This window comes from Streptomyces sp. SID13726 (assembly GCF_010548375.1).
GTDB lineage: Bacteria > Actinomycetota > Actinomycetes > Streptomycetales > Streptomycetaceae > Streptomyces.
Genome location: NZ_JAAGLY010000017.1, coordinates 38,685 through 62,774, shown reverse-complemented (window position 1 = coordinate 62,774; position 24,090 = coordinate 38,685). Strand labels below are relative to the sequence as shown.

General features: G+C 71.3%; 21 protein-coding genes and 1 pseudogene. 12 read left to right on the top strand and 10 right to left on the bottom strand.

What is annotated here, in order from left to right:
- Nucleotides 1–57: 57 nt before the first annotated feature.
- The 3 genes from G3I78_RS33960 to G3I78_RS33950 all read right to left on the bottom strand — a co-directional run bounded on the left by G3I78_RS33960 (nucleotide 58) and on the right by G3I78_RS33950 (nucleotide 2,731).
- On the bottom strand, nucleotides 58–294 hold the full coding sequence (locus G3I78_RS33960; protein ID WP_164431801.1) for a hypothetical protein: 237 nt from the start codon (nucleotides 292–294) through the stop codon (nucleotides 58–60).
- 224 nt (nucleotides 295–518) lie between these two features.
- A complete protein-coding gene (locus G3I78_RS33955) occupies nucleotides 519–2,048 on the bottom strand; it encodes a helix-turn-helix domain-containing protein (RefSeq protein WP_343243922.1) in 1,530 nt (509 codons plus the stop codon).
- Between the two features lie 89 nt (nucleotides 2,049–2,137).
- Entirely contained in the window at nucleotides 2,138–2,731 is a 594-nt protein-coding gene (locus G3I78_RS33950; RefSeq protein WP_343243921.1) for a GNAT family N-acetyltransferase, read from the bottom strand.
- 136 nt (nucleotides 2,732–2,867) lie between these two features.
- Between G3I78_RS33950 and G3I78_RS33945 the strand changes: the two genes are divergently transcribed.
- On the top strand, nucleotides 2,868–3,488 hold the full coding sequence (locus tag G3I78_RS33945) for an L-threonylcarbamoyladenylate synthase (RefSeq protein ID WP_164431797.1): 621 nt from the start codon (nucleotides 2,868–2,870) through the stop codon (nucleotides 3,486–3,488).
- A 122-nt stretch (nucleotides 3,489–3,610) separates the two neighbouring features.
- Nucleotides 3,611–4,366 (top strand): dienelactone hydrolase family protein, encoded by a 756-nt coding sequence (locus G3I78_RS33940; protein ID WP_164431796.1) that lies wholly within the window; start codon nucleotides 3,611–3,613, stop codon nucleotides 4,364–4,366.
- Nucleotides 4,367–4,384: 18 nt separating this feature from the next.
- Here G3I78_RS33940 and G3I78_RS33935 read toward each other — a convergent pair whose 3' ends face one another.
- Nucleotides 4,385–6,475, bottom strand: coding sequence for a prolyl oligopeptidase family serine peptidase (locus tag G3I78_RS33935; protein WP_164431795.1), 2,091 nt, complete (start codon nucleotides 6,473–6,475; stop codon nucleotides 4,385–4,387).
- A 158-nt stretch (nucleotides 6,476–6,633) separates the two neighbouring features.
- Between G3I78_RS33935 and G3I78_RS33930 the strand changes: the two genes are divergently transcribed.
- Together G3I78_RS33930 and G3I78_RS33925 are read left to right on the top strand one after the other, a co-directional pair.
- Complete coding sequence (locus G3I78_RS33930) at nucleotides 6,634–7,989, top strand: DEAD/DEAH box helicase (protein WP_164431794.1); 1,356 nt, start codon at nucleotides 6,634–6,636, stop codon at nucleotides 7,987–7,989.
- A 150-nt stretch (nucleotides 7,990–8,139) separates the two neighbouring features.
- Nucleotides 8,140–8,955 carry an SAM-dependent methyltransferase gene (locus tag G3I78_RS33925; protein WP_164431793.1) on the top strand — a complete coding sequence of 272 codons (816 nt, stop codon included), beginning with the start codon at nucleotides 8,140–8,142 and terminating at the stop codon, nucleotides 8,953–8,955.
- A gap of 118 nt (nucleotides 8,956–9,073) precedes the next feature.
- On the opposite strand, the gene G3I78_RS51315 is transcribed toward G3I78_RS33925, so the two are convergent.
- Both G3I78_RS51315 and G3I78_RS33920 read right to left on the bottom strand, forming a co-directional pair.
- Complete coding sequence (locus G3I78_RS51315; protein ID WP_239158220.1) at nucleotides 9,074–9,229, bottom strand: DUF6131 family protein; 156 nt, start codon at nucleotides 9,227–9,229, stop codon at nucleotides 9,074–9,076.
- Between the two features lie 87 nt (nucleotides 9,230–9,316).
- Nucleotides 9,317–9,955, bottom strand: coding sequence for a TetR/AcrR family transcriptional regulator C-terminal domain-containing protein (locus G3I78_RS33920; RefSeq protein WP_343243920.1), 639 nt, complete (start codon nucleotides 9,953–9,955; stop codon nucleotides 9,317–9,319).
- A 97-nt stretch (nucleotides 9,956–10,052) separates the two neighbouring features.
- Between G3I78_RS33920 and G3I78_RS33915 the strand changes: the two genes are divergently transcribed.
- Together G3I78_RS33915 and G3I78_RS33910 are read left to right on the top strand one after the other, a co-directional pair.
- Entirely contained in the window at nucleotides 10,053–10,847 is a 795-nt protein-coding gene (locus tag G3I78_RS33915) for a DUF899 domain-containing protein (protein WP_164431963.1), read from the top strand.
- A complete protein-coding gene (locus G3I78_RS33910; RefSeq protein ID WP_164431792.1) occupies nucleotides 10,844–11,539 on the top strand; it encodes a 2-phosphosulfolactate phosphatase in 696 nt (231 codons plus the stop codon). The genes G3I78_RS33915 and G3I78_RS33910 overlap by 4 nt, the downstream gene beginning before the upstream one ends.
- A gap of 35 nt (nucleotides 11,540–11,574) precedes the next feature.
- Here G3I78_RS33910 and asnB read toward each other — a convergent pair.
- A pseudogene (gene asnB, locus G3I78_RS33905) lies at nucleotides 11,575–13,416 on the bottom strand (asparagine synthase (glutamine-hydrolyzing)).
- 264 nt (nucleotides 13,417–13,680) lie between these two features.
- Nucleotides 13,681–14,460 carry an SDR family oxidoreductase gene (locus G3I78_RS33900; RefSeq protein WP_164431791.1) on the bottom strand — a complete coding sequence of 260 codons (780 nt, stop codon included), beginning with the start codon at nucleotides 14,458–14,460 and terminating at the stop codon, nucleotides 13,681–13,683.
- Between the two features lie 275 nt (nucleotides 14,461–14,735).
- Between G3I78_RS33900 and G3I78_RS33895 the strand changes: the two genes are divergently transcribed.
- The 3 genes from G3I78_RS33895 (at nucleotide 14,736) to G3I78_RS33885 (ending at nucleotide 18,351) form a co-directional block, all read left to right on the top strand.
- Nucleotides 14,736–15,614, top strand: coding sequence for an MHYT domain-containing protein (locus G3I78_RS33895; RefSeq protein WP_164431789.1), 879 nt, complete (start codon nucleotides 14,736–14,738; stop codon nucleotides 15,612–15,614).
- Between the two features lie 105 nt (nucleotides 15,615–15,719).
- Nucleotides 15,720–17,228, top strand: a complete 1,509-nt coding sequence (locus tag G3I78_RS33890; RefSeq protein ID WP_164431787.1) for a metallophosphoesterase — start codon at nucleotides 15,720–15,722, stop codon at nucleotides 17,226–17,228.
- A gap of 94 nt (nucleotides 17,229–17,322) precedes the next feature.
- A complete protein-coding gene (locus tag G3I78_RS33885; protein ID WP_164431785.1) occupies nucleotides 17,323–18,351 on the top strand; it encodes an LLM class flavin-dependent oxidoreductase in 1,029 nt (342 codons plus the stop codon).
- Between the two features lie 2 nt (nucleotides 18,352–18,353).
- Here the strand turns inward: G3I78_RS33885 and G3I78_RS33880 are convergent, their stop codons facing one another.
- A complete protein-coding gene (locus tag G3I78_RS33880) occupies nucleotides 18,354–19,319 on the bottom strand; it encodes a TauD/TfdA family dioxygenase (RefSeq protein ID WP_164431783.1) in 966 nt (321 codons plus the stop codon).
- Nucleotides 19,320–19,396: 77 nt separating this feature from the next.
- On the opposite strand from G3I78_RS33880, the gene G3I78_RS33875 reads away from it, so the two are divergent.
- Complete coding sequence (locus tag G3I78_RS33875; protein WP_164431781.1) at nucleotides 19,397–20,023, top strand: hypothetical protein; 627 nt, start codon at nucleotides 19,397–19,399, stop codon at nucleotides 20,021–20,023.
- Here the strand turns inward: G3I78_RS33875 and G3I78_RS33870 are convergent.
- Nucleotides 20,013–21,551: a glycoside hydrolase family 32 protein gene (locus G3I78_RS33870; protein ID WP_164431779.1), complete on the bottom strand. Its 1,539-nt coding sequence runs from the start codon at nucleotides 21,549–21,551 to the stop codon at nucleotides 20,013–20,015. The genes G3I78_RS33875 and G3I78_RS33870 overlap by 11 nt on opposite strands.
- 161 nt (nucleotides 21,552–21,712) lie before the next feature.
- Here G3I78_RS33870 and G3I78_RS33865 point away from each other — a divergent pair, with 161 nt between their 5' ends.
- Nucleotides 21,713–23,122: an extracellular solute-binding protein gene (locus G3I78_RS33865; protein WP_164431777.1), complete on the top strand. Its 1,410-nt coding sequence runs from the start codon at nucleotides 21,713–21,715 to the stop codon at nucleotides 23,120–23,122.
- Nucleotides 23,119–24,075, top strand: a complete 957-nt coding sequence (locus G3I78_RS33860; RefSeq protein ID WP_164431768.1) for a sugar ABC transporter permease — start codon at nucleotides 23,119–23,121, stop codon at nucleotides 24,073–24,075. The genes G3I78_RS33865 and G3I78_RS33860 overlap by 4 nt, the downstream gene beginning before the upstream one ends.
- Nucleotides 24,076–24,090 lie beyond the last annotated feature (15 nt).

Here is a 24,090-nt window from a genome sequence, read left to right as displayed (position 1 = left end):
CGGGCGCGGTCGAGGGGCCCGACACGTGCTGCCCGGCCCCTCGGCACAGCTTCCTGGTCAGCCGCCGTTCAGTCGCGCGCGCAGCAGCCCCTTGCCGATCTCGGCGCCCTTGCGGCTGTCCGCCTGGGCCTTGCGGAACAGGTCGGCGACCTCGGTGTCCTTGCCGCGCTCCGCGTCCTGGATGTAGCTCTCCAGCCGCAGCGCGTTGCTCAGACAGGCCTCCACGTACCAGATGAGGTTGTAGTCCTTGTCCTGAGTACCGGTCGCGCCGCCGGTCTCCGTGCTGCTGGTCATTCCGGCCTCCTCCAGCGGTAGTCGTTCCGTAGCCGGGCGGGTACCCGTCGGGAGCGGGTCAGTCCGTGCCGGAGGGAGGGAACCGGGCTCGCCGGCCGGGGGTACGCCTCGCAGGGGGCGCGACCGGTCCCCCGTTCCGGTCGTTCCCCCTGCGGTGCGTCGAACTTACGTGACCTGCGGACCCTTGTGAATCGTCCCGATGCCCGCTGTGCGGGGCACAGGACTCACCCGTGCACAGGTGCGTCCGGATGGCCCGGATCGTCCCGGAGCAGCACGGGATGTTCGAGCTCGCCGGTCGCCAGATGGGCGAGGACGACCTCGTAGAGGTCGCTGCCGGAGGCGATCAACTGGCGTTCCAGCACGGGCTCGGCGCTGCGGACGTGTTCGCGCACGGTCTGCGCGTGGACGGCCATCGCCTGCGCCGCCCGCTCCGCGTTGCCGCCGGCGGCGATCCAGCCGCGCAGGGTGCGGCGCAGGTCGCGGGCGTCGCTGTCCAGGCGGCCCAGCAACTCCCGCGCCCAGGAGCCCAGGGCGGGTCCGGCCAGCAGGTCGCCGAGCCGGGCGCGGACCTGGTGGGCACCGTCGTGGTCGACCTGTCCGTCCGCGAGACTGATCTGGGTGCTGAGCGCGAGGTGGACGGTGGCGCGGACGGTGAGGTCGGAGAAGTCGGTGCGCAGCAGGGACTCGACGCGTTCCATGCGGGCGCGGACGGTGTTGCGGCTGACTCCGAGGACCTTCGCGGCGCTGACGGCGGTGAACTCCAGGCCCAGGCGGGTGGTGGCGAGGAGTTCGGCGCGGGTGTGGTGGGGCAGGGTGTCCAGCGGCTTGAGCACGCGCGCGGTCCACTCGCGCAGCGCGGCCGGGTCCATCAGGCGGTGGGGGCGGTTGCGTTCGGCGTACACGGCGGCCTTGTCGGGCCGTACCCGGGCCACGGCGAGGGCGCTGACCGCCTGACCGTAGGCGGTGGCGGTGCGGGCCAGGCTCTGGCGGGCGCTGCCGCCGAGGAGGGTGCCCGGGTTGCGGTCGACGATCGAGCGCAGGGCCGCGTTCGCCGCGTCCCCGGTGGTCACGATGATGACGTGACCGTCCATGGCCGGGCAGCGCACCACGAGCGCCCGGTCGCCGGTCACGCCGAGGCACTCCTCCAGCAGCCGGTCGCGTTCCGCCGCGTTCCCTTCGAGGACGTAGACGCAGGCCGTGTCCGTGTCGAGCAGTCCCGGCCACAGTCCGGCGGCGACCCGGCGGGCCGAGACGGTGTCCTCCACCATGAGCAACTGGAGGATGGCCAGCCGCAGATCGGACGTGGCCCGCTTCAGTCGCCGGCCGGCCGCGCTCGACTCCCGGGCGCGCAGCAGGACTTCGACAACCTGCGCGGTGTGCGTGAGGATGTCGGAGCTGCGCCGGTCGAAGGGCTCGGGGCGGGCCACCGCGAGCACTCCGGCCGCCGCCGGTTTGGGGAACTCCACCCGGACCAGGCGCAGATGGCTGACCTCGTCCGCCGAGGCCGCGGCGGCGATGCGCCCTGCGAGGATGTCCGCGACCAGCGACTCGTCGAGCGGCATGCGCGTTCCGGCGACGAGGGTCCCGGTGTCGTCCTGGAGCGCGGCCGTGCCCCGTACCGCCTCCGCGAGCCAGGCGACGACCCGGCGTACGTCACGTCCTGTCGGCCGCAGATGGTCGAGGAGTTCCCGTGCCCACGCCGGGGATCCGGCGTCCTCCGCCGGGCTGTCGCCGACCCCGCCCTGACCTGCCACGTCACCCTTCTCCAAGCTCCTGGTCCTGCTTGACATACCGCTTGGGACGTTACCTCACACGGCCCGGTCGGGCGCTCGGGCACAGGCGGTCAGCCGGGCCGGTGCCGGGTGTGGAGGTGAGCGTCGCGCGGCCGCTCGGGCGGGGCCGCGGGCAGCGACGCGGTGAGGGCGTACCCGCAGCTGCCGGCCACCCGGCAGGACGCGGTGTTGTCCGTGCCGTGCAGGAGTTCCAGGCGTACGAGGCCGTCCTCGGCGAAGGCGGTGAAGGCCCAGTCGGTCAGGGCGTCGAGGGCGCGTGATGCCACTCCCCTGCCTCGCGCGTGCCCCGCGGTCCAGTAGCCGACCTCGCCGGCCGGGCCGCCGGGCACCGGGCGCTTGAGGACGGCGTGCCCGACGGGCGGGCCGTCGGCCACTTCCAGGCGTACGAGGCCGTCCTCGGCGAAGGCGGTCTCGACGATCGCGAAGGAGATCCGGTCGCCGTCGAGCCGCCCCCGCTCCTGCGCCCGCACCCACCGCTCGGCACCCGCCTCGTCGTCCACCACGGACCGGATCCAGCGGCGCAGTTCGCCGTCCCGGTGCAGGACGGCCAGGTGCGGCGCGTCCGCGGGACGCCAGGGTCGCAGGACCAGGGCGGGAGCCGACCCGGTGGCGGGTGCTCGCAGGCGTACGGCGTTCAGGTCCACGGGCGGAGCGTAGGTGATCCGTACGAGAGCCGGCCGGGAGGCGTCCCGCACAACGGTGCCGTCCGTGCCGTTCCCGCTCAACACCCCCTCACCCCGCCTGCGCCGCGGCCGTACCGCGACGGCATAAGCTCGGCGGATGGCGAAGTACTTCGACGTACACCCGGACAACCCGCAGCCCCGCACCATCTCCCAGATCGCCGAGAGCATCCGGTCGGACGCGCTGGTCGCGTATCCGACGGACTCCTGCTACGCGCTGGGGTGCCGACTGGGCAGCCGTGACGGCATCGACCGGATCCGGACCATCCGGCACCTGGACGACCGGCACCATTTCACCCTGGTCTGCCAGGACTTCGCGCAGCTCGGCCAGTTCGTACGGGTCGACAAGGACGTGTTCCGCGCGATCAAGGCCTCGACCCCCGGCAGTTACACCTTCATTCTCCCGGCGACGAAGGAGGTGCCGCGCATGCTCCAGCACCCGAAGAAGAAGACGGTCGGCGTGCGCATCCCCGACCACGTCGTCACCCAGGCGCTGCTCGCGGAGCTGGGTGAGCCGCTGCTGTCGAGCACCCTGCTGCTGCCCGACGAGGAGGAGCCGATGACCCAGGGCTGGGAGATCAAGGACCGGCTGGACCATGTGCTGGACGCGGTGGTCGACTCGGGCGACTGCGGCACCGAACCGACGACGGTGATCGACTTCTCGGGAGGCGAGGCGGAGATCGTCCGGCACGGGGCCGGTGACACCAGCCGGTTCGAGTAAAGCGGCCTTCAAGTGGGAGGGGGCTGCGGCGGCCCAGTGAATGGTGCGTGCAACCATGTGCCCGGCCCGGTTCCGCCGGGCCGGAGATCTGCTCGCCGTCGCATGCGCAGAGAGGCACCCCCATGACCTCCGTACAGGGAACTCCCGTCGACATCCCCACCGAGGACGGCGTCGCCGACGCCTATCTGGTCCACCCGGGCGACGGGACGCCCCGGCCGGCCGTCCTGCTCTACCAGGACGCCTTCGGACTGCGCCCGCACCTCCGGTCGATGGCCGACCGTCTCGCCGAGGCGGGCTACACGGTCCTCGTGCCCAATGTGTTCTACCGGCACGGGCGAGCGCCCCTCTTCGACCTGCCGGAGTTCATCGACCCCGCCGCCCGGCCGGAGATCTTCGAGAAGATCATGCCGGTCATGCAGTCGCTGACTCCTGAACTGGCGATGCGTGACGCGGGGGCCTACCTGCGCTGGCTCGCGGACCGCCCCGAGGTCGCCGACGGCCCGGTCGCGCTGACCGGTTACTGCATGGGCGCGCGGCTGGCGCTGCTCACCGCCGGCACCTATCCGGACCGAGTGGCCGCGGCGGCCGGCTTCCACGGCGGGCGCCTGGCGACCGACACCCCGGACAGCCCGCACCTGGTGGCCGAGCACATCACCGCAGAGCTGTACTTCGGCCACGCCGACCAGGACCCGTCGCTGCCCGCCGAGCAGATCGAACTCCTGGCCACCACCCTGACCGAGGCCGGGGTCCGGCACCGCTACGAGGTCTACGAAGGCGCCCAGCACGGTTTCACGCAAGCCGACACCGCCTCGTACAGCCCCGAGGGCGACGAGCGGCACTGGGCGGCGCTGCTCGACCTGCTCAAGCGCACGTTCTAGCCCGCTCAAGCGCACGTCCTAGGAGGCGCGCGGTCCGTGGGATTCGTGCGTGGACTCCCCTCCCGGCTCGACGCCCAAGTGCCGCCGCAGAAAAGCCGCCTGACGGTTCAGCAGCTCTTGGGTGATCGTCGTGCCGATCGGCTGGTGGCCGATGCCCGGCAGGAGGAGGAGTTCGTGCGGGCGTCCGGCGGCGCTGAGCGCCTCGGACAGGCGCAGGGTGTTGGCGGGTGGGACGTTGTCGTCGGCCAGGCCGTGGATCAACAGCAGGGGCCGGGTGAGCCGGGGCGCGTCGAGGAGCAGGTCGGCCGCCTGGTACCGGTCCGGATACCGGTCGGGGTGGCCGAGGAACCGTTCGCGCCAGTGGGCGCCGTAGAGCCGCTGGTCGGTGACGCCGGCACCGGCCACGGCCGCGTGGAAGACCTCGGGTCGGCGCAGGACGGCCAGCGCGGCGAGGGCCCCGCCGAAGGACCAGCCCCGGATGCCGACCCGGCCGAGATCGAGGTCGGGGTGGCGGCGGGCGGCCTCGTGCAGGGCGGTGACCTGGTCGTCCAGGACCGGTCCGAACAGGTCGCCGTACACCTCGCGCTCCCAGTCGGGTCCGCGGCCCGGTGTGCCGCGGCCGTCGGTGGTGAGCACCGCGAACCCCCGCTCGGCGAACCACTGCGACAGCAGGGTCCGCGAGTCCAGCTCCGCTGTGACACGCTGGAGGCCCGCCCCTCCGTACGGGTCGACGAGCACGGGCAGCGGACCGCTTCCCGGGCGGTGCCAGGAGGGGAAGTGGAGCCGGGCGCGCAGTTCCCGGGGTCCGAGGACCAGGCGCTCGGCGTGGATGTCGAGCACCGGGCGTTCGGCGTACGACAGCACGCTGACGGCCGGTCGGCCCGCGCGCAGCACTTCCGCCCGGCCGCCGGCCCGCTCGGTGTCGCGGGTGACCCTGACCAGGGTGTCGCCGCCCCTTGTTCCCGAGTGGACGCCCGCGCCTGAACTGAGCTGTCGCAGGCCGGACTTGGGGTGGTGGCTCCACAGGTGGGTCTCGGTGGGGTCCTCGGAGGCCGTGAACAGGATGTCGTCACCGTCGACGGCGAGGACGACCCGGAGCTGAAGTCCCGCCGGTGTCAGGGGAGTTCCGTCCAGCGTGAGGTGCCTGGTGCCGTTCGCGTCGCGGTGGGCGAGGAGGGCGCCGCAGCCCGTGCGCGCGGGCAGTCCCGGTACGAGCTGCACCCAGCACGGGTCGTGCTGTTCGGCCAGGACGGTCGTCCGGCCGTCGGCGGGGTCGATGCCGAGGTGGCGCACGGTGCGCTGGTCGCGCGACTGCACTACGGCCCAGGGTCCGTGGGTGTCCCAGCCCGCGCCGACGACGTACTCGAAGGCGGCCCGGTCCCAACTCACCGGTACCGGTGGGCTGTCGAGGCCGGTGAGCCACAGGGTGACGTCCGGGTTGGGGGTTCCGGCCAGGGCGGTGCGTGCGGGGGTGCCCGGTGCGCCGGTGCCCTCGGCGGTCGGCCAGGGCCTGACCGGGGTGAAGTCCGTCCGGGCGCACAGGAGTCGGCCGCCGTCCGGTGACCACCAGTGGCCGCGCGGGCCCTCGAGGGACGTGGCGGACGTGTGCACGGCGACCCCGAACTCGACGCCCGGGCCGTCGGGTTCGGCCACCGCCCGGTCGCCCGAGCCGTCGGCCCGCACCACGCGCAGGGCGCCGTGCGAGACGTAGGCGAGGTGCCGGCCGGTCGGATCGGGACGGGGGTCGCAGACCGGCCCCGGCACGGGCAGTCGGCGCGGCTCCCCCTGGTGCGCGTCCACCTTCCAGAGCCCACCGGCCAGGGCGAAGGCGATGACACCGGCCGCGCGGTCGGTGGCGTACGCCTCGACGGCGGCCGTGCGCGGGGTCGCTCCGCGCCCGTTGGTGAGCAGCCGGACCGGGTCGGCCAGGATGCGTTCGCGGCCGGTGGCGAGGTCCAGCGCCCAGAGGCAGTCGGCCGGGTCGTCGCCCGTGCGGCCGCGCAGGAACAGGACGGTCGCGCCGTCGGGGGCGACGACGAACCGTTCGGGAACGCCCCGGGTGAAGCGGCGGGTGCGGACGAGCTGCTCGGGGAGCGTGGTGGGGGCCATGCGGGAGTTCCTTCCACCGCCCCCAGGATTAAAACGGGTGTTCGATAAAGCCGCGCCCTGCCTTCGGTAAAATCGGGCCCCTCACTTTGTGTTACTGTCTTAGCTTTGCGTGATTCCTGGCGGGCCTTCTTCGGTGCGTCCTCTGCGGAAGGCTCTTCATGAACCCCGACCTCGACCGGCCGACGTCCGTCGCCTTCACCGATCTGGACCTGCCGGGCGCGGTGCTGCGGACCCTCACCGAACTCGGTGTGCGCGAGCCGTTCCCGATCCAGGCGGCCACGCTGCCCAGCGCTCTCGCGGGGCGTGACGTGCTGGGGCGCGGGCGCACCGGTTCCGGCAAGACGCTCGCCTTCGGCCTGCCGCTGCTGACCCGGACCGCCGGGCAGCGCGCCGAGGCCAAGCAGCCCCTCGCCCTGGTCCTGGTCCCCACAAGGGAGTTGGCGCAGCAGGTCACCGAGGCGCTCACGCCGTACGCCGAGGCACTCCGGCTGAGGATGGCCACCGTCGTCGGCGGTGTGTCGATCGGCCGGCAGATCGCCGCCCTGCGCGACGGGGCCGAGGTAGTCGTCGCCACCCCGGGCCGGTTGCACGACCTCGTCGAGCGCAAGGCGTGCCGTCTGGGGCGGGTGCGGATCGCCGTGCTCGACGAGGCCGACCAGATGTGCGACATGGGGTTCCTGCCGCAGGTCACCGAGGTGCTCGACCAGGTGCACCCCGACGGCCAGCGGATGCTGTTCTCGGCCACGCTGGACCGCGATGTCGACCAGCTGGTCAGCGACTACCTCCACGACCCGGTGACCCACTCGGTCGATCCGTCCGCGGGCGCGGTCACGGCGATGGACCATCACGTCCTGGTCGTCCACGGACCGGACCGGTACGCCGTCACCACGGAGATCTCCGCCCGTGACGGACGCGTGCTGCTGTTCCTGGACACCAAGCACTCCGTCGACCAGCTGACCCGGCATCTGCGGGCCAACGGGGTGCACGCCGCGGCCCTGCACAGCGGCAAGTCCCAGCCGCAGCGCACCCGGACCCTCGCGCAGTTCAAGAGCCGGGAGGTCACCGTGCTGGTGGCGACCAACGTCGCCGCCCGGGGCCTGCACATCGACGACCTCGACCTCGTCGTCAACGTCGACCCGCCCACCGACCCCAAGGACTATCTGCACCGCGCGGGCCGTACCGCCCGGGCGGGCGCGGCGGGCACCGTCGTCACCCTGGTGCTGTCGAACCAGCGCCGCGAGACCAGCGCGGTCCTCGCCGAGGCGGGCATCGAGCCGACCGTCACCAAGGTGCGCTCGGGCGAGGCCCAGCTGAGCCGGATCACCGGAGCCAAGGCCCCCTCCGGCACCCCGCTGGACGGCGGGGCACGACCCAAGAACACCAACGCCCCCTTCCGGGGCCTGGGCACCAGCAAGGACGCCTCCCGCGGAACCGGCGGCAAGTCCAGGAAGGCCGGCGAGGCCCGCAAGCTCGCCGAGGCCCGGCGGGCGGCCCAGGTGCGGCGCGGCCGCTGAGAAACCCCGGCGCGCTCTCGGCGGGCGGCCGTGCGGCAGCGGTGGTCCCGGGCCCACCGGAATTCCCGAACTGGCGGGTGGGCAACGGGTGTTCGGACGTAGGTTGTGGCGTGAATCATCGACGCAGCGGCTGAAGGACGGACCCGACCCATGAGCGACCCGGTGACGACACCCGGACCAGCGGAGCACCCGAAGATCGACACGTCGGTGCCGCACTCCGCCCGCATCTGGAACTACTGGCTCGGCGGCAAGGACAACTACCCCGTCGACGAAGCGGCCGGCGACGCCTACACGGACGTCTTCCCGGGCATCGTCACCATCGCGCGCGGCAGCCGGGCCTTTCTGCGCCGGGCCATCACGTATCTGGTCGCCGAGGCGGGCATCCGGCAGTTCCTGGACGTCGGCACCGGGCTTCCGACCGCGCAGAACACCCATGAGGTGGCCCAGGGGATCGCCCCCGAGAGCAGGATCGTCTACGTCGACAACGACCCGATGGTGCTGTCCCATGCCCGCGCCCTGCTCTACTCCAGCCACGAGGGCGCCACGGCGTACATCGACGCGGACGCGACGGACCCGGACCGCATTCTCGCGGGCGCCGCCGAGACCCTGGACCTCGGCCGCCCCACCGCGCTCATCCTCAGCAACATCCTGGGACACGTCGGCGACCACGACCAGGCGCGCTCGATCGTCACCCGGCTGATGGCCGCTCTTCCTTCGGGCAGCCATCTCCTGGTCGACGACGGGTCGCGCGGTGTCGACCCGGTCTTCGAGCAGGCGCAGGACGCCTACAACAGCAGCGGGGCCGTCCCATACCACCTGCGCACGGTCGAGGAGATCACCCGGTACTTCGACGGCCTGGAACTCGTCGAGCCGGGTGTCGTCTCCGTGACGCAATGGCGCCCGGAGCCCGGTTCACCGGCCCCGGAGATCGTCGCCGAGCACGGCGGGCTCGCCCGGAAGCCGTGACCCGCGCGCACGCCCGGCCCCGGTCACGAGCGGGGCCGGTCCGTGTCGTCATGACCGCGGACCGGCCCGGCAAAGCCTTCGACCGCCGTGCGGTGTGCAGGGCGGTACGGCGTCGACGTCACCAATAGTGCCGGCGACCGGCGACGGCGTGCCCCATGGAACCCATGAGCCACAGAACGGCGCCGATCACCAGAAGAATGATCCCGATGGTCCACAGGATCGAGACTCCGGTGAGAAAACCGATGATCAGAAGGATGACACCGAGGGCGACCATCACGGCCTCCTATTCGCAGGGTCGGCTCTTGCTCTTCCGGTTACCCCCAAAACGCCGATCAACCGGTGGCAAGTCGGCCGACCCGTCTCACCCCGCCCGTCGCGCGGCCGCTTCGACGAGGCGCCGGATGTCGGCCAGATCGGCCTCGAACTCGGCGGTGAGGTCGACGGGCAGGTCGAGCCAGGGGCCGACCTTGCGGTGACCGGGAAGTTCGCCGTCCGGGAGCTGGCCGCGCCGCCCGCGCGGGTCCATCGAGCCGGGTGCGAAGCGGCCCGAGGCCTCGGACGCGGCGAAGCCGATGACGAAGGTGCTGATCAGGCGCTCCAGCCGGGGTACCTCCGACTCCGGGACCCCGGCCTCGACGAGCGCCAGGTAGACGATGTCCACCGCCCGCACGGCGTCCGGCGTGACCGCGGGGCGTGAGAAGAACAGGTGAGCGGCCCAGGGATGGCGCTGGGTCAGCTTCCGGCAGGCGTGCGCGAGCGCGTCGAGGCGTTGGTACCAGGCCTGTCCCCCGGCAGCTTCCGCAGGCAGCAGCCCCGAGAGCAGCCGTCCGACCATGCCGTCCAGCAGCGCGGCCTTGTCCGCGACATGCCGGTACAACGCCATCGGCGTGACCCCGACCCGGTCGGCCAGCGCCCGCATCGACACCGCGGCCGGCAGAGCGTGCTCGACGGCATGCCGGTGGTGTGCGCCGCCCTGGCCTCGGTCCGTCTCCAGGGGCACACGAGTCGGGTCGTGGCGCTCTGAGCGGGCAGGTTCGCCCTGGGACCGGGGGCGGCGCAGGCTTGAGGGGTGGCTCGTGTTCCGTGGCCGACAGGAGATGACGGCGATGACGTATCTGCCCGAGGTGGTCTCTCGTGATGAGTGGCTTCGCGCCCGTAAGGAACTTCTGACCCAGGAAAAGGAGGCCACCCGGGCGCGCGATCGGCTCAACGCCGCCCGGCGACGGCTGCCGATGGTCCGGGTGGAGAAGCCGTACGTCTTCGAGGGCCCGGACGGCGAGGTGGGTCTGCTCGAACTCTTCGAGGGGCGGCCCCAGTTGGTCGTGCACCACTTCATGTGGACCTTCGACATCGACGCCGACGGCACCGAGCACCCCCGCGAGACCGGCTGCCCCAGCTGTTCGTCGGCGGCCGACCAGCTGGGGAACCTGCGGCAGTTGCACGTACGCGGCACGTCGCTGGCCGCGGTGACGAGGGCGCCGTACCCGCAACTCGCCGCCTTCCGCGCCCGGATGGGGTGGTCGTTCCCCTGGTACTCCTCGGCGGGCGGCGACTTCAACTACGACTTCCACGCGACCGTCGACGAGCGGGTCACTCCGGTGCAGGTCTTCCACCGCTCGGAGGCGGAGCTGGCCGAGGCCGGGACCCCCTGGTCGGAGGGGATGCGCGGGGACTGGCCCGGTATCAGCGCCTTCCTGCGGGTCGGGGACGAGGTGTTCCACACGTACTCGACCTTCGGCCGGGGCATCGAGGAGTTCCACAACGGCTATCCCCACCTCGACCTCACCGCGCTGGGCCGCCAGGAGGCGTGGGAGGAGCCGAAGGGCCGTGCGGTTCCGCTGGGGTTGCAGGTAGGCGGGCCCGCTCTGCGGCTCCCGGACGAGTACCTATGAGCCGTGTCCGCTGCCGTTTCCTCGGTGTCCCGGAGCTGACGCGGACGCCCTCCGTCGCGGTCGTGGTCGATGTGATGCGCGCGTTCACGGTGGCCGCGTGGGCGTTCGCCAGGGGTGCCGAGAAGATCGTCCTGGCGTCCTCGGAGGAGGAGGCCTTGGCGCTCAAGGCCCGGTGTCCGGGGTGGCTGGCGCTGAAGGACGGACCGCCCTCCCCCGGCTTCGACATGGTCAACTCCCCTGCTCGGCTGGCGGACTGGGACCTCACCGGCCGCACGGTGGTGCAGAGGACGACCGCGGGGACGGCGGGTGCCCTGGCCGTGGCCGACGCGGAGCTGGTGCTGTGCGCGAGCTTCGTCGTGGCCGGTGCGACCGCGCGGTTCCTGCGTGAACGCGGCGCGCCCGAGGTGACGTTCGTCGTCACGGGCGAGGAGGGCCGGGCCGAGGAGGACCTCGCCTGCGCGCAGTACATCGGGGAGCGCGCCGGGTCCGACGACGTGGATCCGGCGCCGTATCTCCTGCGTGCCCGGACGTCCAGAGCGGCGGCCTCGCTCGCGCGGGGCGTCCGGCGCGGGTATCCGGGGATTCATCCGGACGACGTCGGCCTGTGTCTGGAGCTCGACAGGTTCCCGTTCGCGATGATCGCCGCGCGGGAGGGTGATCTGACGGTGCTCGGACCGGCGGCCGACGTCTGACGCCCGCCGCCGGTCCGTCCGTTCTCGGGCGAGTCTCAGGCGAGCCTGATGTCCGGGCGGTACATGTCCAGCCACAGGGCCAGGTCCAACGCCCGTTCCAGGCCACGCCGTTCGGCCTGTCCGTGCACCGGCTGCGCCCGGTGGGCGACGGCGTGCAGGCGGCCGCGGTCGACGAGGTCGAAGACCGGGTGGCCGGGCCGGGTCAGCAGGTCCTTGGCCTGGTCCTGGAGCGCGGCGGCGTACTTGGGGTCCTGGGTGGAGGGATAGGGGCTCTTGACCCTGTCGTACACGGACTTGGGGAGCACGTCGGCGGTGGCCTCCCGCAGCAGGGTCTTCTCCCTGCCGTCGAAGGACTTCAGGGCCCAGGGCGTGTTGTAGACGTACTCGACGAGCCGGTGGTCGCAGAACGGGACCCGGACCTCCAGGCCGACGGCCATGCTCGCGCGGTCCTTGCGGTCGAGGAGGATGCGCACGAACCGGGTGAGGTGCAGGTGGCTCATCCGCCGCATCCGGTACTCGAAGTCGCTCTCGCCGTCCAGGCGCCGGACACCCGCGGCGGCGGTGCTGTACCCGTCGGCGACGTATCCGCCGAGGTCGAGGGAGTCCAGCAGGCCGGGCCGCAGCACCTCGGCGTCCTCGCCGAAGTGCCGGCCGAAGCTCACCAGCTACGGGAAGGTGCCGCCGCGGCGGGCCTCCTCGTCGAAGAACTGGAGGTAGCCGCCGAAGACCTCGTCGGCGGACTCGCCGGACAGTGCCACGGTCGACTGGTCGCGGATGGCCCGGAACAGCAGATACAGCGAGGCGTCCATGTCTCCGAACCCGGCGGGCAGATCGCGGGCCCGGATCACCTTGGCGCGGATCTCGGGGTCGGCGAGCGCCTGGGCGTCGAGCACGATGTCCTGGTGCTCGGTGTGGGCGGAGCGGGCCACGTCGTGGACGAACGGGGTGTCGGGCGTGCCGCGGAGTTCGTCGGCGACGAAGTGGTCGCTCTGCCCGACGAAGTCGACGGCGAAGCTGCGCACCTTCTCGCCGTGCGCGCCGAGTTGGCGGGCAGCGAGCGCGGTCATGGCGGAGGAGTCGAGGCCGCCGGAGAGCAGGGTGCAGCGGGGCACGTCGGCGACGAGCTGGCGGCGCACGATGTCGTCGAGGAGGGAGCGGACGGTGGCGACGGTCGTGTCGCGGTCGTCGGTGTGCGGCCGGGTCTCCAACTCCCAGTAGACGCGCCGGTGGACGCCCGAGCGGTCCACGGTGACGACGGTGCCGGGCTCGACCTCCGCCATGCCGTCCCAGACGGCGTGCCCGGGCGTCTTGATCATGGTGAACAGTTCGCGCAGCCCGTCCAGGGTGACCCGGGCGGAGGCCAGGGGGTTGGCGAGGATCGCCTTGGGTTCGGATCCGAACAGGACGCCGTCGGGGGTCGGGTGGTAGAAGAAGGGCTTGATGCCCATACGGTCGCGGATCATCACCAGCTTGTCCTCGCGGCCGTCCCAGACCGCGAAGGCGTACATGCCGTTGAGCCGCTCGGCGACCCGGTCGCCCCATTCGAGGTAGCCGCGCAGGACCACCTCGGTGTCGGAGTCGGTGGTGAACCGGTGGCCGCGGCCGGTGAGTTCACGGCGCAGCTCGGTGAAGTTGTAGGTCTCCCCCGAGTAGACGAGGGCCACGCTGCCGTGCGGGGTGTCGGCGCTCATGGGCTGCCGGCCGCCGGGCAGGTCGATGATGGCGAGCCTGCGGTGTCCGAGGGCCGCGGGGCCCTGTGCCCAGGTGCCGCGGTCGTCGGGGCCGCGGCAGGCCATCGTCTCGGTCATCGCATCCAATGCGGCGGCCTCGGTGCCCAGGTCGCGGTCGAAGGAGATCCAGCCGGTGATGCCGCACATCCAGGTACCTCCCGCTCCAGGTCTGCCCTGGACCCCATCCCACCTGCGGTTCTCCAGAGGCGGCAGCGACCCAAGGACAAACAAGATGTAAATGCCATTCATCTGCGAGGGTGCGCCCCGTCGCAGGGGCGGTCAACACGGCCGCAACAAGGGCGCCCCGGTCCACCCGACAGTTTCGGCCGCACTTTGCACACGCGAAACCGACGGTCCCCCGCCCCACCGGGACCGCCCCGCAGGGATTCGGCCACAGGCAAAGACTTCCCCTCAGGCGAAGCCCCCGTTGCTCATCAGCAACTGCCCGTTGACCCACTGCCCTTGGGGCGAGCACAGGAAGTCCACGAGGTGCGCGGTGTCGCGCGGAGTGCCGAGGCGGCCCAGCGGAGTGGCGCCGAGGCAGTGCGCGCGGATCTCCTCGGACATCCAACCGGTGTCCACGGGACCGGGGTTGACGGCGTTCGCGGTCACGCCGAGGTGGGCGAGTTCGTGGGCGGCGGCCAGCGTGATGCGGTCCATCGCCCCCTTGCTCGCCCCGTACGGCAGGTTGCCCACCGTGTGGTCGCTGGTGAGGCTCACGATCCGGCCGGTGCCGTGCGCGGCCGTGAAGCGGCGCCCGAACTCCCGGATGAGCAGCCAGGTCGCGCGCGAGTTGACGGCGAAGTGCCGGTCGAAGCTCTCGACGGTGGTGTCGAGGAGCCCGGAGTCGACGGACTCGCAGTGGCTCACCACCAGTGCGGTGACCGGACCCAGCCGCTCCGCCTCGTCGAAGACCCGGGCGGGCGTTGCGGGGTCGGCGAGGTCAGCCTCGATCGCCGCGGTGGCCGCGCCCTCGGCGGCCAGGAGCCGGTCGATCGCCTCGGTCGCGCCGGGCTCGGCGCCCCAGGTCATGCGGGCGTCATAAGGGTTCCAGTAGGTGAAGGCGATGTCCCAGCCGGAGGCCGCGAGCCGTCGCGCGATACCGGCGCCGATGCCCACGGTGCGGCCCACGCCGGTGACGAGGGCGAGCGGACGGGTGCGGGAGAAGGAGTGTTCCGGGGATGAGGTCACGCAGCGGGATAGTCCAGGAAGGACGAAGCACCGACAACCGCTTTTCCGCACCGGCATCCGGCCTTGCGCGCCCCACAGAATGCTGAAAATCGTTCAACTCTGTCACATCTCCGGGGCCCGGGAGGCGTCTTGGCCAAAAGTTGTCCTCCTGTGACTAAAGTTCAACCGCACTGCCCGAGAGTTCACCGCTTACCCACGGTAATGCCTTGATTTAGGTGAACCTCAGCCGTAACTCTTCCTCCACGACCAGCCAAGACTCTGGGGGGAGTTGGCTTATGGAAGGCACGGTTGACGGGTTCCGCTATGGCGTGGTGACCCCGGTGGCCGCATATCTGATGGCGTGTCTGGGAGGGGCTCTGGGGCTGCGCTGCATCGTGCGCACCCTGCTCAGCAACCAGTCGTGGAAGCCCGGCTGGCTGGCGCTCGGCGCCGCGTCGATCGGCTGCGGCATCTGGACGATGCACTTCATCGCCATGATCGGGTTCCAGGTGGTGGAGGCCCGGATCCGCTACGACGTGGGGCTCACGGTGCTCAGTCTCGCCGTGGCGATCGTCGTCGTCGGCATCGGCGTGTTCATCGTCGGCTACCGCGGGGCCAGCACCGCGAACCTGGCGTTCGCGGGCGTGGTCACCGGGCTCGGCGTGGCGGCGATGCACTACCTGGGCATGGCCGCGATGCACCTCAACGGAACGATCCGGTACGACCCGGCCGTCGTCGCGCTCTCCGTGGTGATCGCGATCGTCGCGGCGACCGCGGCACTGTGGGCGGCGGTCACGATCCGGGGCTTCCTGACGAGCCTCGGGGCCAGCCTGATCATGGGCATCGCGGTGACGGGCATGCACTACACGGGCATGGCCGCGGTCAGCGTCCATGTGCACAGCAGGCTCGGCGGGACGTGGTCGGGCGGTACCCCCACCTCGCTGCTGCTGCCCATGCTGCTGGGGCCGGCGATCTTCCTACTGCTGGCCGGGGTGGTCGTGATGTTCGACCCGCTGCTGGTGCTCGGCGACGGCGACTGGAACCGCCCGTCCGGCTCGGCCTCGCGCACGGCGGCCCGGTCCGACTCGCTCTTCGAGAGCCATGAGGCCCAGATCGGCGCCCCGCGCACCCCGCAGGACCCGTACTGGGCCGCACCACGAGGCCCGCGCAGCTGAGAGCGGTCCCCCTGGAGCGTGCACGATCCGGGTCACCGGTGAGGGGGGTGCCCCTACGGCACTCCCCCTTCCTGGCCGGTTCTAGATCGTTGTTACGGTGCACCGGTGTCTGAATCCTCACGCGATACCGCCGCAGGCGCCGGCTGGGGCTCCGCCCAACTCGGCGAGTACAAAGGGCTGATGCCACCCAAGGTCGAGAAGATCTCGTGGCTGAATCCCAGGACCCTGTGGGCCGCCCGCAACGGCGTGGTCGCCTCCTGGTTCGGTGACCCCACGGGCCGTACGCGAAGCCGCTGGGTGGCCCAGCGCGCGGCGGCCGGGGCACCCGCCGACAAGGTGATCCGGCGCGAGGACCCGGAACGCTTCTCGTTCATGGTCATCGGCGACACCGGCGAGGGCGACGACTCCCAGTACGCCGTGGTGCCGGGGTTTCTGAAGATGAGTCAGGACACCCGGTTCACGGTGATCGCCAGTGACGTGATCTACCCGGTGGGCAGCGCGGACGACTACGGCACAAAGTTCTTCAAGCCCTACCAGGACTATCCGGCGCCGATCTACGCGATACCCGGCAACCACGACTGGTACGAGGACCTCGGCGCCTTCATGCGCGTCTTCTGCGACGACGCCCCGCCCCTCGCGCCCGAGCCGGCCCCGCGCCCCCTGACCCGCGCCTGGCTGCGCTCCCTGCTGTGGCACCGCCCGCGCACCGGAGACGGCCAACACCTGGACCAGGCCCGCGAGTTGCGTGCGGCACCGGCCCAACAGGCGGTCCAGCCGGGCCCGTACTGGGCCGTGGACACGGGTCCGTTGCGCATCATCGGCATAGACACCGGGCTGTTGGGCACCCTCGACGCCGAGCAGGGCGCCTGGCTCCGCGAGGTCTCCCAGGGTCCCCGTCCGAAGATCCTCGTCACCGGCTCGCCCCTCTACGTGGACGGTGAGCACCACCCCTGCGCCATCGAGGGCGGCGGCACGGTCGACGACATCGTGCGCGACCCCGAGCACCACTTCGTCGCGGCGATAGGCGGCGACATCCACAACTACCAGCGCTACCCGGTCGACGTGGGCGGCAGGACCGTCCAGTACGTCGTCTCGGGCGGTGGCGGCGCGTTCATGCACGCCACGCACACCATCCCGCGGGTGTCGATCGCCGACGTCACGGAGCGGGACTTCCGCTGCTATCCGCTGCGCGGCGACTCGCTGGCCTTCTACAGCAGGCTCTACGGCCGCCGCCTGCGCCTGCGCCGCTTCTTCACCCTGACCGAGGCCGAGGCCACCGCGGTGATCGCCGAGCGGCTCGGCATCCCGCCCACCCGGCTCCCGGGCGAGCCCGCCCGCGTCACCTTCCGCACCCGGCTGGTCGCCGGTCTGCTCGGCGCCGGTGGCCGCCCGGACCGCAGGTCACGCTTCCGGCTCCCGGTGCGCAAGATCTACACGCAGCTGTTCTCGCCGAGCTCGGCGACCTACAGCCCGCCGTTCTTCAAGTGCTTCCTGCGGCTCGACGTCACCCCGGAATCCGTGCGTCTGCGCTGCTTCGCGGCCACCGGCAATCTCGCCCAGGAGATCGACCCGCCGGTCGAGGACGAGGTGATCATCCCGCTGCCCCGTGCCTGACCCGAAGGGCCTGTGCGGACGGGAACATCACGCGGGGCCGCCGGGTTGGCACTGCCGTACTACTTGATGCGTCAAGCAACCTCCGGAGGAGCCCGTGCCGCCGACCCCCCGCCCCCTGCGCAAGCTGGGCTTTCTGACCATCGGCCTGTTCGACGAGGCGGACCCGCGGCGCGGTCACGAGTCGACGCTGGAGATCATCGAGCTGGGCGAGCGGCTCGGCTTCGACAGCGCGTGGCTGCGCCACCGCCATCTCCAGTACGGCATCTCGTCCCCCGTCGCCGTCATGGCCGCCGCCTCTCAGCGCACCAGCCGTATCGAGCTGGGCACGGCGGTGACCCCGCTCGGCTGGGAGAACCCGCTGCGGCTGGCGGAGGACCTGGCGACGGTCGACATCCTGTCCGGCGGCCGGATCAACCCCGGCGTCAGCGTGGGCCCGCCGATGCACTTCGACGAGGTCAAGGGGGCGCTGTACCCGGACACGGCCGACGCCGAGGACTTCTCCTACGAGCGGGTGCGGCGCCTCCTCGACCTGGTGCGCGGCAAGCCGGCCAGCGACTTCAGCGGGGTGCAGGGCTTCGAGGTGTTCTCGGACCGGGTGCAGCCGCACTCCCCCGGCCTCGGCCGACGGCTCTGGTACGGCGGCGGCAGTGCGAGTTCGGCGTGCTGGGCCGGTGAGCACGGCATGAACTTCCTGACCAGCAGTGTCGTCAAGGCGGAGGCCGCCGAGGGGCCGTACGACTTCGCGGAGATCCAGCTCTCCCACATCCACGCCTTCCGCGCCGCCCACCCGGACGGCGAGGCGGCCCGGGTGTCCCAGGGTCTCGTGGTCATCCCCACCGACTCGGCCTCGGCGGCGCAGCGGACCAAGTACGAGGAGTACGCGGCGAAGCGCACCCCTCGTACCGCGTCACCGCAGGGTCCGGCGCGGTTGATGTTCGCGCCGGACATCGTCGGCACGTCGGAGGAGATCGCCGAGCGCCTGCACGCGCACGCCGCGTTCCGTGAGGTGGACGAGGTGGCGTTCGCGCTGCCGTTCACCTTCGAGCACGAGGACTACGTGCAGATCCTCACGGACATGGCGACGAAGCTGGGCCCCGCGCTCGGGTGGACGTCAGGAGTCTGAGCTCACCAACGCCCCACCTCGGTCCCGGTGACGGCCTGCGACGGCTTGCCGTCGACGCCCACGGGCACTTCCCCGGCCAGCATCACCCGGTGCATGGTCCGGGGGAAGCCGAGGTGGGCGCTGTCGCTCGGGGCGAGGTGGATGGTGGCGCGGTTGTCCCAGAAGGCGACGCTGCCCGGCTCCCAGCGGAAGCGGACCGTGTACTCCGGCCGTACCGCCTGTTCGAGGAGCATGTCGAGGACCGCCCGGCTCTCGGCGCGGGAGAGGCCGGCGATCTGCTCGACGTAGTAGCCGTTGACGGAGAGGATCCGTTCCCCCGATTCGGGGTGCACGCGCACCAGCGGGTGCAGCGAGGCGACCTGGTGGTCCAGCAGGTGGCGAACGTAGGCGTCGTCGCCCGGGCGGGGCTGGTAGCCGACGCCGAGCCGGTGCTCGACGCGCAGCCCGTCGACGAACTCCCGCACCGGCGCGGAGAGTCCGGCGTAGGCGGCGGCGAGGTTGGCCCACTGGGTGTCGCCCCCGTACGGCGGGACCGTCTCGGCGCGCAGGATCGTCGCCGCGGGCGGGTCGATGCGGGCGCCGTGGTCGCAGTGCCAGCCGCGCAGCAGGGTGTGGCGTCGGCGTTGCAGCCACTCGTCGTGCTCCATGCCGAACTTCCCGCCCAGTTCCAGCCGGTCGGCGGTCGTCTCCACCTCGGGGAAGTCCGCGGGTGAGGCGCTGCCGCGCCTGCGCAGGACGACCGGCTCGCCGAACCTGCGGGCGAACGCCACGTGCCCGGTGTGGTCGAGCTTCTGTCCCCGGAAGAACACCACCTTCCAGCGCAGCACCGCGGCCCGGATCGCGGCGACCACCGAGTCGTCGAGGTCACCCGACAGGTCGACTCCCGTGATCTCGGCGCCGATGTGCCCGGCGACCGGGTTCACCTCGATGCCCGCGTCCCGCTCCGCCGTGCCCTGGTCCGTTGTCATGCGTGCTCCGTCGATCGCCGGCATCTGTCCGAAGTCCGTACCCCGCGGGGCACGTCACGCATGGTTGACTGCCCAGTGTGGCCGTTCCCGCAACTCCCCAGGAGCCCGGCGCCTTCGTAAGGCGGCTGCCCACGGGCGAAAGGCTTCCTCTGCCCGCCGACTCGGTGACCTCCTGGGAGACCTTCCCCTTCGAGGGCGACCTCCGGGCCCGGCCCCTGCGACCGCCGGTCCTGCCCGAGCCCGCCCGCGCCGGCGAGGACGGCCCGGAGCGGTGCGGTGCCTGTCTGAAGCCGGTGACGGAGGCCCTGTGGTCCGACGACCACTGGCGGCTCGACGCGGTCGGCGACGAGTCCCGTCTCCCGGCGGTCGTGATGCTGCAACCGCGCGCCCACCACGACCTGTCCGACCTGCCCGCCGAACGCGCGGCCGAACTGGGCCCGTTGCTCCAGCGGGCGGAGCGGGCGATCCTGAGCCTCGACGGCGTCGCCCGCGTCCATGTGAACCGCTGGGGCGACGGCGCCGCCCACCTGCACTTCTGGCTGCTCGCCCGGCCTGCGGGCATGCTGCAACTCCGTGGCTCCTTCCTGCCGGTGTGGGAGGAACTCCTGCCACCGGTCCCCGACGAGGAGCGGCGGCTGGCCCATCGGCGGATCGCCGCCGCCCTCGCCGCGGACGGCGGCACCGCCCACGTCCTCAGACCGTGAACTCCCGTATCACCACGTTCTCGAAGACCGCCGTCCCGTCGATCGAGAACAGCGCGAGCCCGGTGTCGATCAGATACGGGAACGCCTCCGAGGAGTGCACGTAGCGGCCGTCGTCGACGAACATCTCGACCGACGTGCGGTCCACGAGGATCCGCAGCTTCACCCTGTCCCCCGAGAAGGGACTGTGGCTCTCCTGCCACCGCCCGGTCGGGTCCGGGTTCACGGTGCCCCGCCGGTTGAGGAAGGCGTAGTCGTCGTAGATCCCGGCGTCGATGTGCCGGCCCCCGTCCGGTGAGCGGCGCAACTGCACGCCCGCACCGCGCAGTTGGTCCCAGCTGATCTCACAGCTCAGTTCGTAGGCGACACCCGTGTAGCCGAGGACACGGGTACCGGTGACCTCCAGATCGCCCAGGTCGACCGTGCGGGACACGTGGTCGTCCAGCCCGGACACCGGCTGCGAGGCCAGGTAGTACACCCCGGACGCGTCCCGCTTCAGGGAGACCTCGCGCACGATCGAGTCGGTGCCGTCGAACCCGTCGCAGTCGATGGTGGGCGTGGTGTTCGCGTAGTCCCAGTTGTTGAGCCAGCCGATGGCGTACCGCGCCGTCTGGTCCAGCACCCCGCTCGGGGACCGCTTCTCGAAGGTGACGGCCCCGTACCAGTCCCAGCCGTGGTCCAGCCACTGCGGATCGGCGGTGTCGGCCGTGAAGGTCGTACCGTCGAAGGAGCCGGTCCAGTACGCGTACGTGTTGGGCAGCCCGGATCCCTTGCCGTTCGCGCTCACGCCCAGCACCCACTTCACGGTCCCGTCCGAGGCGGTGAGCCGGAACAGGTCGGGGCACTCCAGCACTCCGATCCCGTCCTTGATGAAACCGCTCACGTACGTCCAGGACTTGAGGTCGGCCGAGTGGTAGAAGCCGACCTTGTTGTTCTCCGCGAGGGTCATCACCCACCGGCCGCGCTCCTCGTCGCGGATCACCTTCGGGTCCCGGAAGTCGCGTCCGCCGGGGTTGGGCAGCACCGGGTCGGTGCCGTAGTTGGTGAAGGTGCGGCCGCCGTCGGTGGAGTAGTACAGGTACTGCGCCTGGTCGGCGTCCCCGTCGTGCGGGGACATGGTGGCGAGGACGACGACCGCGCCCGCCCCGAAGCCCGCCGTGTTGCCGGTGTCGACCACGGCGGAGCCGGACCAGACGTCGCCGTTGGCCGTCGTGTTCTTGGGTACGGCGACACCCCGGTCCGTGAAGGAGACCAGGTCGGAGCTGGTGGCCAGGCGCCAGGCGGTGCCGACGACGCCGGTCGTGTAGTCGGCGTTGTAGAGGTAGTAGTAGTGGTACTCGCCGTCGATCCACACCGGCCGCTGTGGATCGTTCTTCCACTGGTCGGGGACCGTGAAGTGGTACTCGGCGCGGTAACTCGCGCATGCGGCGGCCGACTTGGGCCTCGCCACCGCCGGTCCCGCGGGCAACACCGCGACCGCGGCTCCCGCGACCGATCCCGCGAACAGCGCTCTCCTGGAAATCCCGCCCATCACACATCGTTCCTCTCACTGGAAACGGCGGCTCATGTGGATCAGGACTGTGAGACCTAACTCGTTAAAGGTCAAGTCTTCGCGGGCCTTGACAGGTCTGTGTCCCGCTTCCCATCATCTGGGGCATCAGAATCTGGCTAACACGAGTTAGGCCCTGTTGGATGACCGACTCGCACGTCACCCGTCGCACCTTGCTGCGGTACGGCGCCTACGGAGCGGGCGCCGCCGCGCTCGCCGGCACCGCCGCCAGCTGGGACCGGCTCACCGGAGCCGACATTCCCGGCCGCGACGACGGCTCCCTCGTCGTCGCCACCCTCGGCCCCGCCTACGGCCCCGAGGCGATCCGCACCCTCACCGAGGGCTTCAAGAAGGTCCACCCCGACATCAGACTGCGGATCAACGCGGTCCAGGCCACGGACTGGTCGGACTTCTTCGCGAAGATCCTCACCCAGATCGCCGCGGGCACCGCCCCCGACCTCGTCTACGTCGCCACCGAGGGCGTCCAGCTCTTCGCCCAGCGCCTGGGCGTCGCCCTCGACAAGTGGGTCAAGCGGGACGCGGCCGAACTGCGCGAGTACTTCACCGACGTCCACCCCTCGCTGGTGGAGTCGATGATGTACGAGGGCAGCCTCTACCAGCTGCCGGTCGAGTTCAACGCGGCCGACATGTACCTCAACAGCCAGGTCCTGAAGCGGGCGGGCGCGGGCTTCCCGGCGGCCGACTGGACCCGCGACGACTTCACCGAACTCCTGCGGGACATGAAGAAGTCCAGCGGCTCCCAGTTCACGCCGTACTTCTGGACCAACCGCCTGTGGGGCGGGGTCGTGCCCTGGCTGTTCGCCAACGGCACCAATCTGCTCGCCGAGTCCAAGGCACCGGGCGGGGCGTGGCTGTGGGACGGCTTCTACCCGGCCGCCGACCGCCGGGGCCGTGGCGGCGGCTTCCGGTGGACCACCCCGCAGGCCACGGACGCGCGCGTCGAGGAGTCGTACGACTATCTCGCCTCCCTCATCCAGGAGGACCTGTGCACCCGCCCCGAGGGCGGCAACGGCCAGAACCTCATCGGCGTGTTCTCCACCGGCCGCGTCGGCGTCACCCCGGCCGGCGGCTTCTGGGCCGGCGGTCTCCACCAGGCCGGGATGAAGCCGGGCAGCTTCGACGTGCAGTACTTCCCGCGCTGGCGCACCCAGCGCATGCAGTTCGGCGCCGCCGGCTACGCGCTGCTGCGGACCTCGAAGAAGCAGGAAGAGGCCTGGGAGTTCATCAAGTTCGCGGCCCGCAGGGACACCCTGATGCGGCTCTTCGAGACCAACCAGACGACCCCGGCCCGCCGTTCGATGCTCACCGAGGACCGCTACCGGGAGATGGGCCCCCGGCACTGGCAGGTCTTCTACGACACCCTCGACAAGTTCCCCGACACCGGACCGATCCCGGCACCGCCGCAGGTCGCCGAGGTCGAACAGGTGCTGCTGAAGCACACCGGGACCGCGCTGGCCTCCCGGCGCTCGGTGGGCCCCGCGCTGCGCCGGATGCAGAGCGATCTGGAGAAGGCCATGGAGCGTGAGGTATGACGAACACCGAGATCGCCACCGTACGACCGTCCCGGCCCGCGCCCGCGCCCGCCGCCGGAGCCGCAGGGCCCCCGGCCCGCGACCGCGGCACCAAGCTGCTGGCCACGCTGTTCCTCGCCCCCACCATCGTCGGCATCGTGATCTTCACGGTGGTGCCGATCGTGGGCTCGGTCGTGCTGAGCCTCTTCCACTGGAACGTGATCGACTCCCCGACCTGGGCCGGGGCCGCCAACTACCGTGAGGTCTTCACCGATTCGACCGTCCTGGTCTCCTTCCGCAACACGCTCGTCTTCATGGTGCTCGCGGTCGCGCTCCAGCTGCTGATCGCGCTGACCCTGGCGCTCGCGGTGAACGGGCGGATGCCGGTGTGGCTGCGCTCGGTGTTCCGCTCCGCGTTCTTCTTCCCGCTGGTGCTGTCGGCGGCGTCGATCTCGGTGGTGATGAAGTACCTGTTCAACCAGGACTTCGGCGTCGTGAACTGGGGGCTCGGGCTGATCGGGATCGCCCCGGTGCCGTGGCTGACATCCGAGAACTCGGCGATGGCCGCGGTGATCCTGGTCTATGTGTGGCAGCAGTTCGGCTTCTCGTTCCTGCTGTTCGTGGGCGGGCTGAACAACATCCCCAAGGAAATCCACGAGGCGGCCTCCCTGGACGGGGCGACGGGTCTGCGCAAGCACCTGCACGTGACGCTGCCGCTGCTGTCGCCGACCCTGCTGGTCGCGACCGTCGTCGGGGTCATCAACGCCCTCCAGGTCTTCGAGCAGCCGTACGTGCTGACCAACGGCGGGCCCGGCGACTCCACCCGCACCGTCGTGATGGTCATCTACGAGTCGGCGTTCGAGCAGCTGCGTTTCGGCGAGGCGTCCGCGGTGGGCGTGCTGCTGTTCGTCCTGATCATGGCGGTCACCGCCCTCCAGTTCCGGCTCAGCCGGCGTTTCGTCCACTACCAGTGAGCCGGTGAGTCCCCC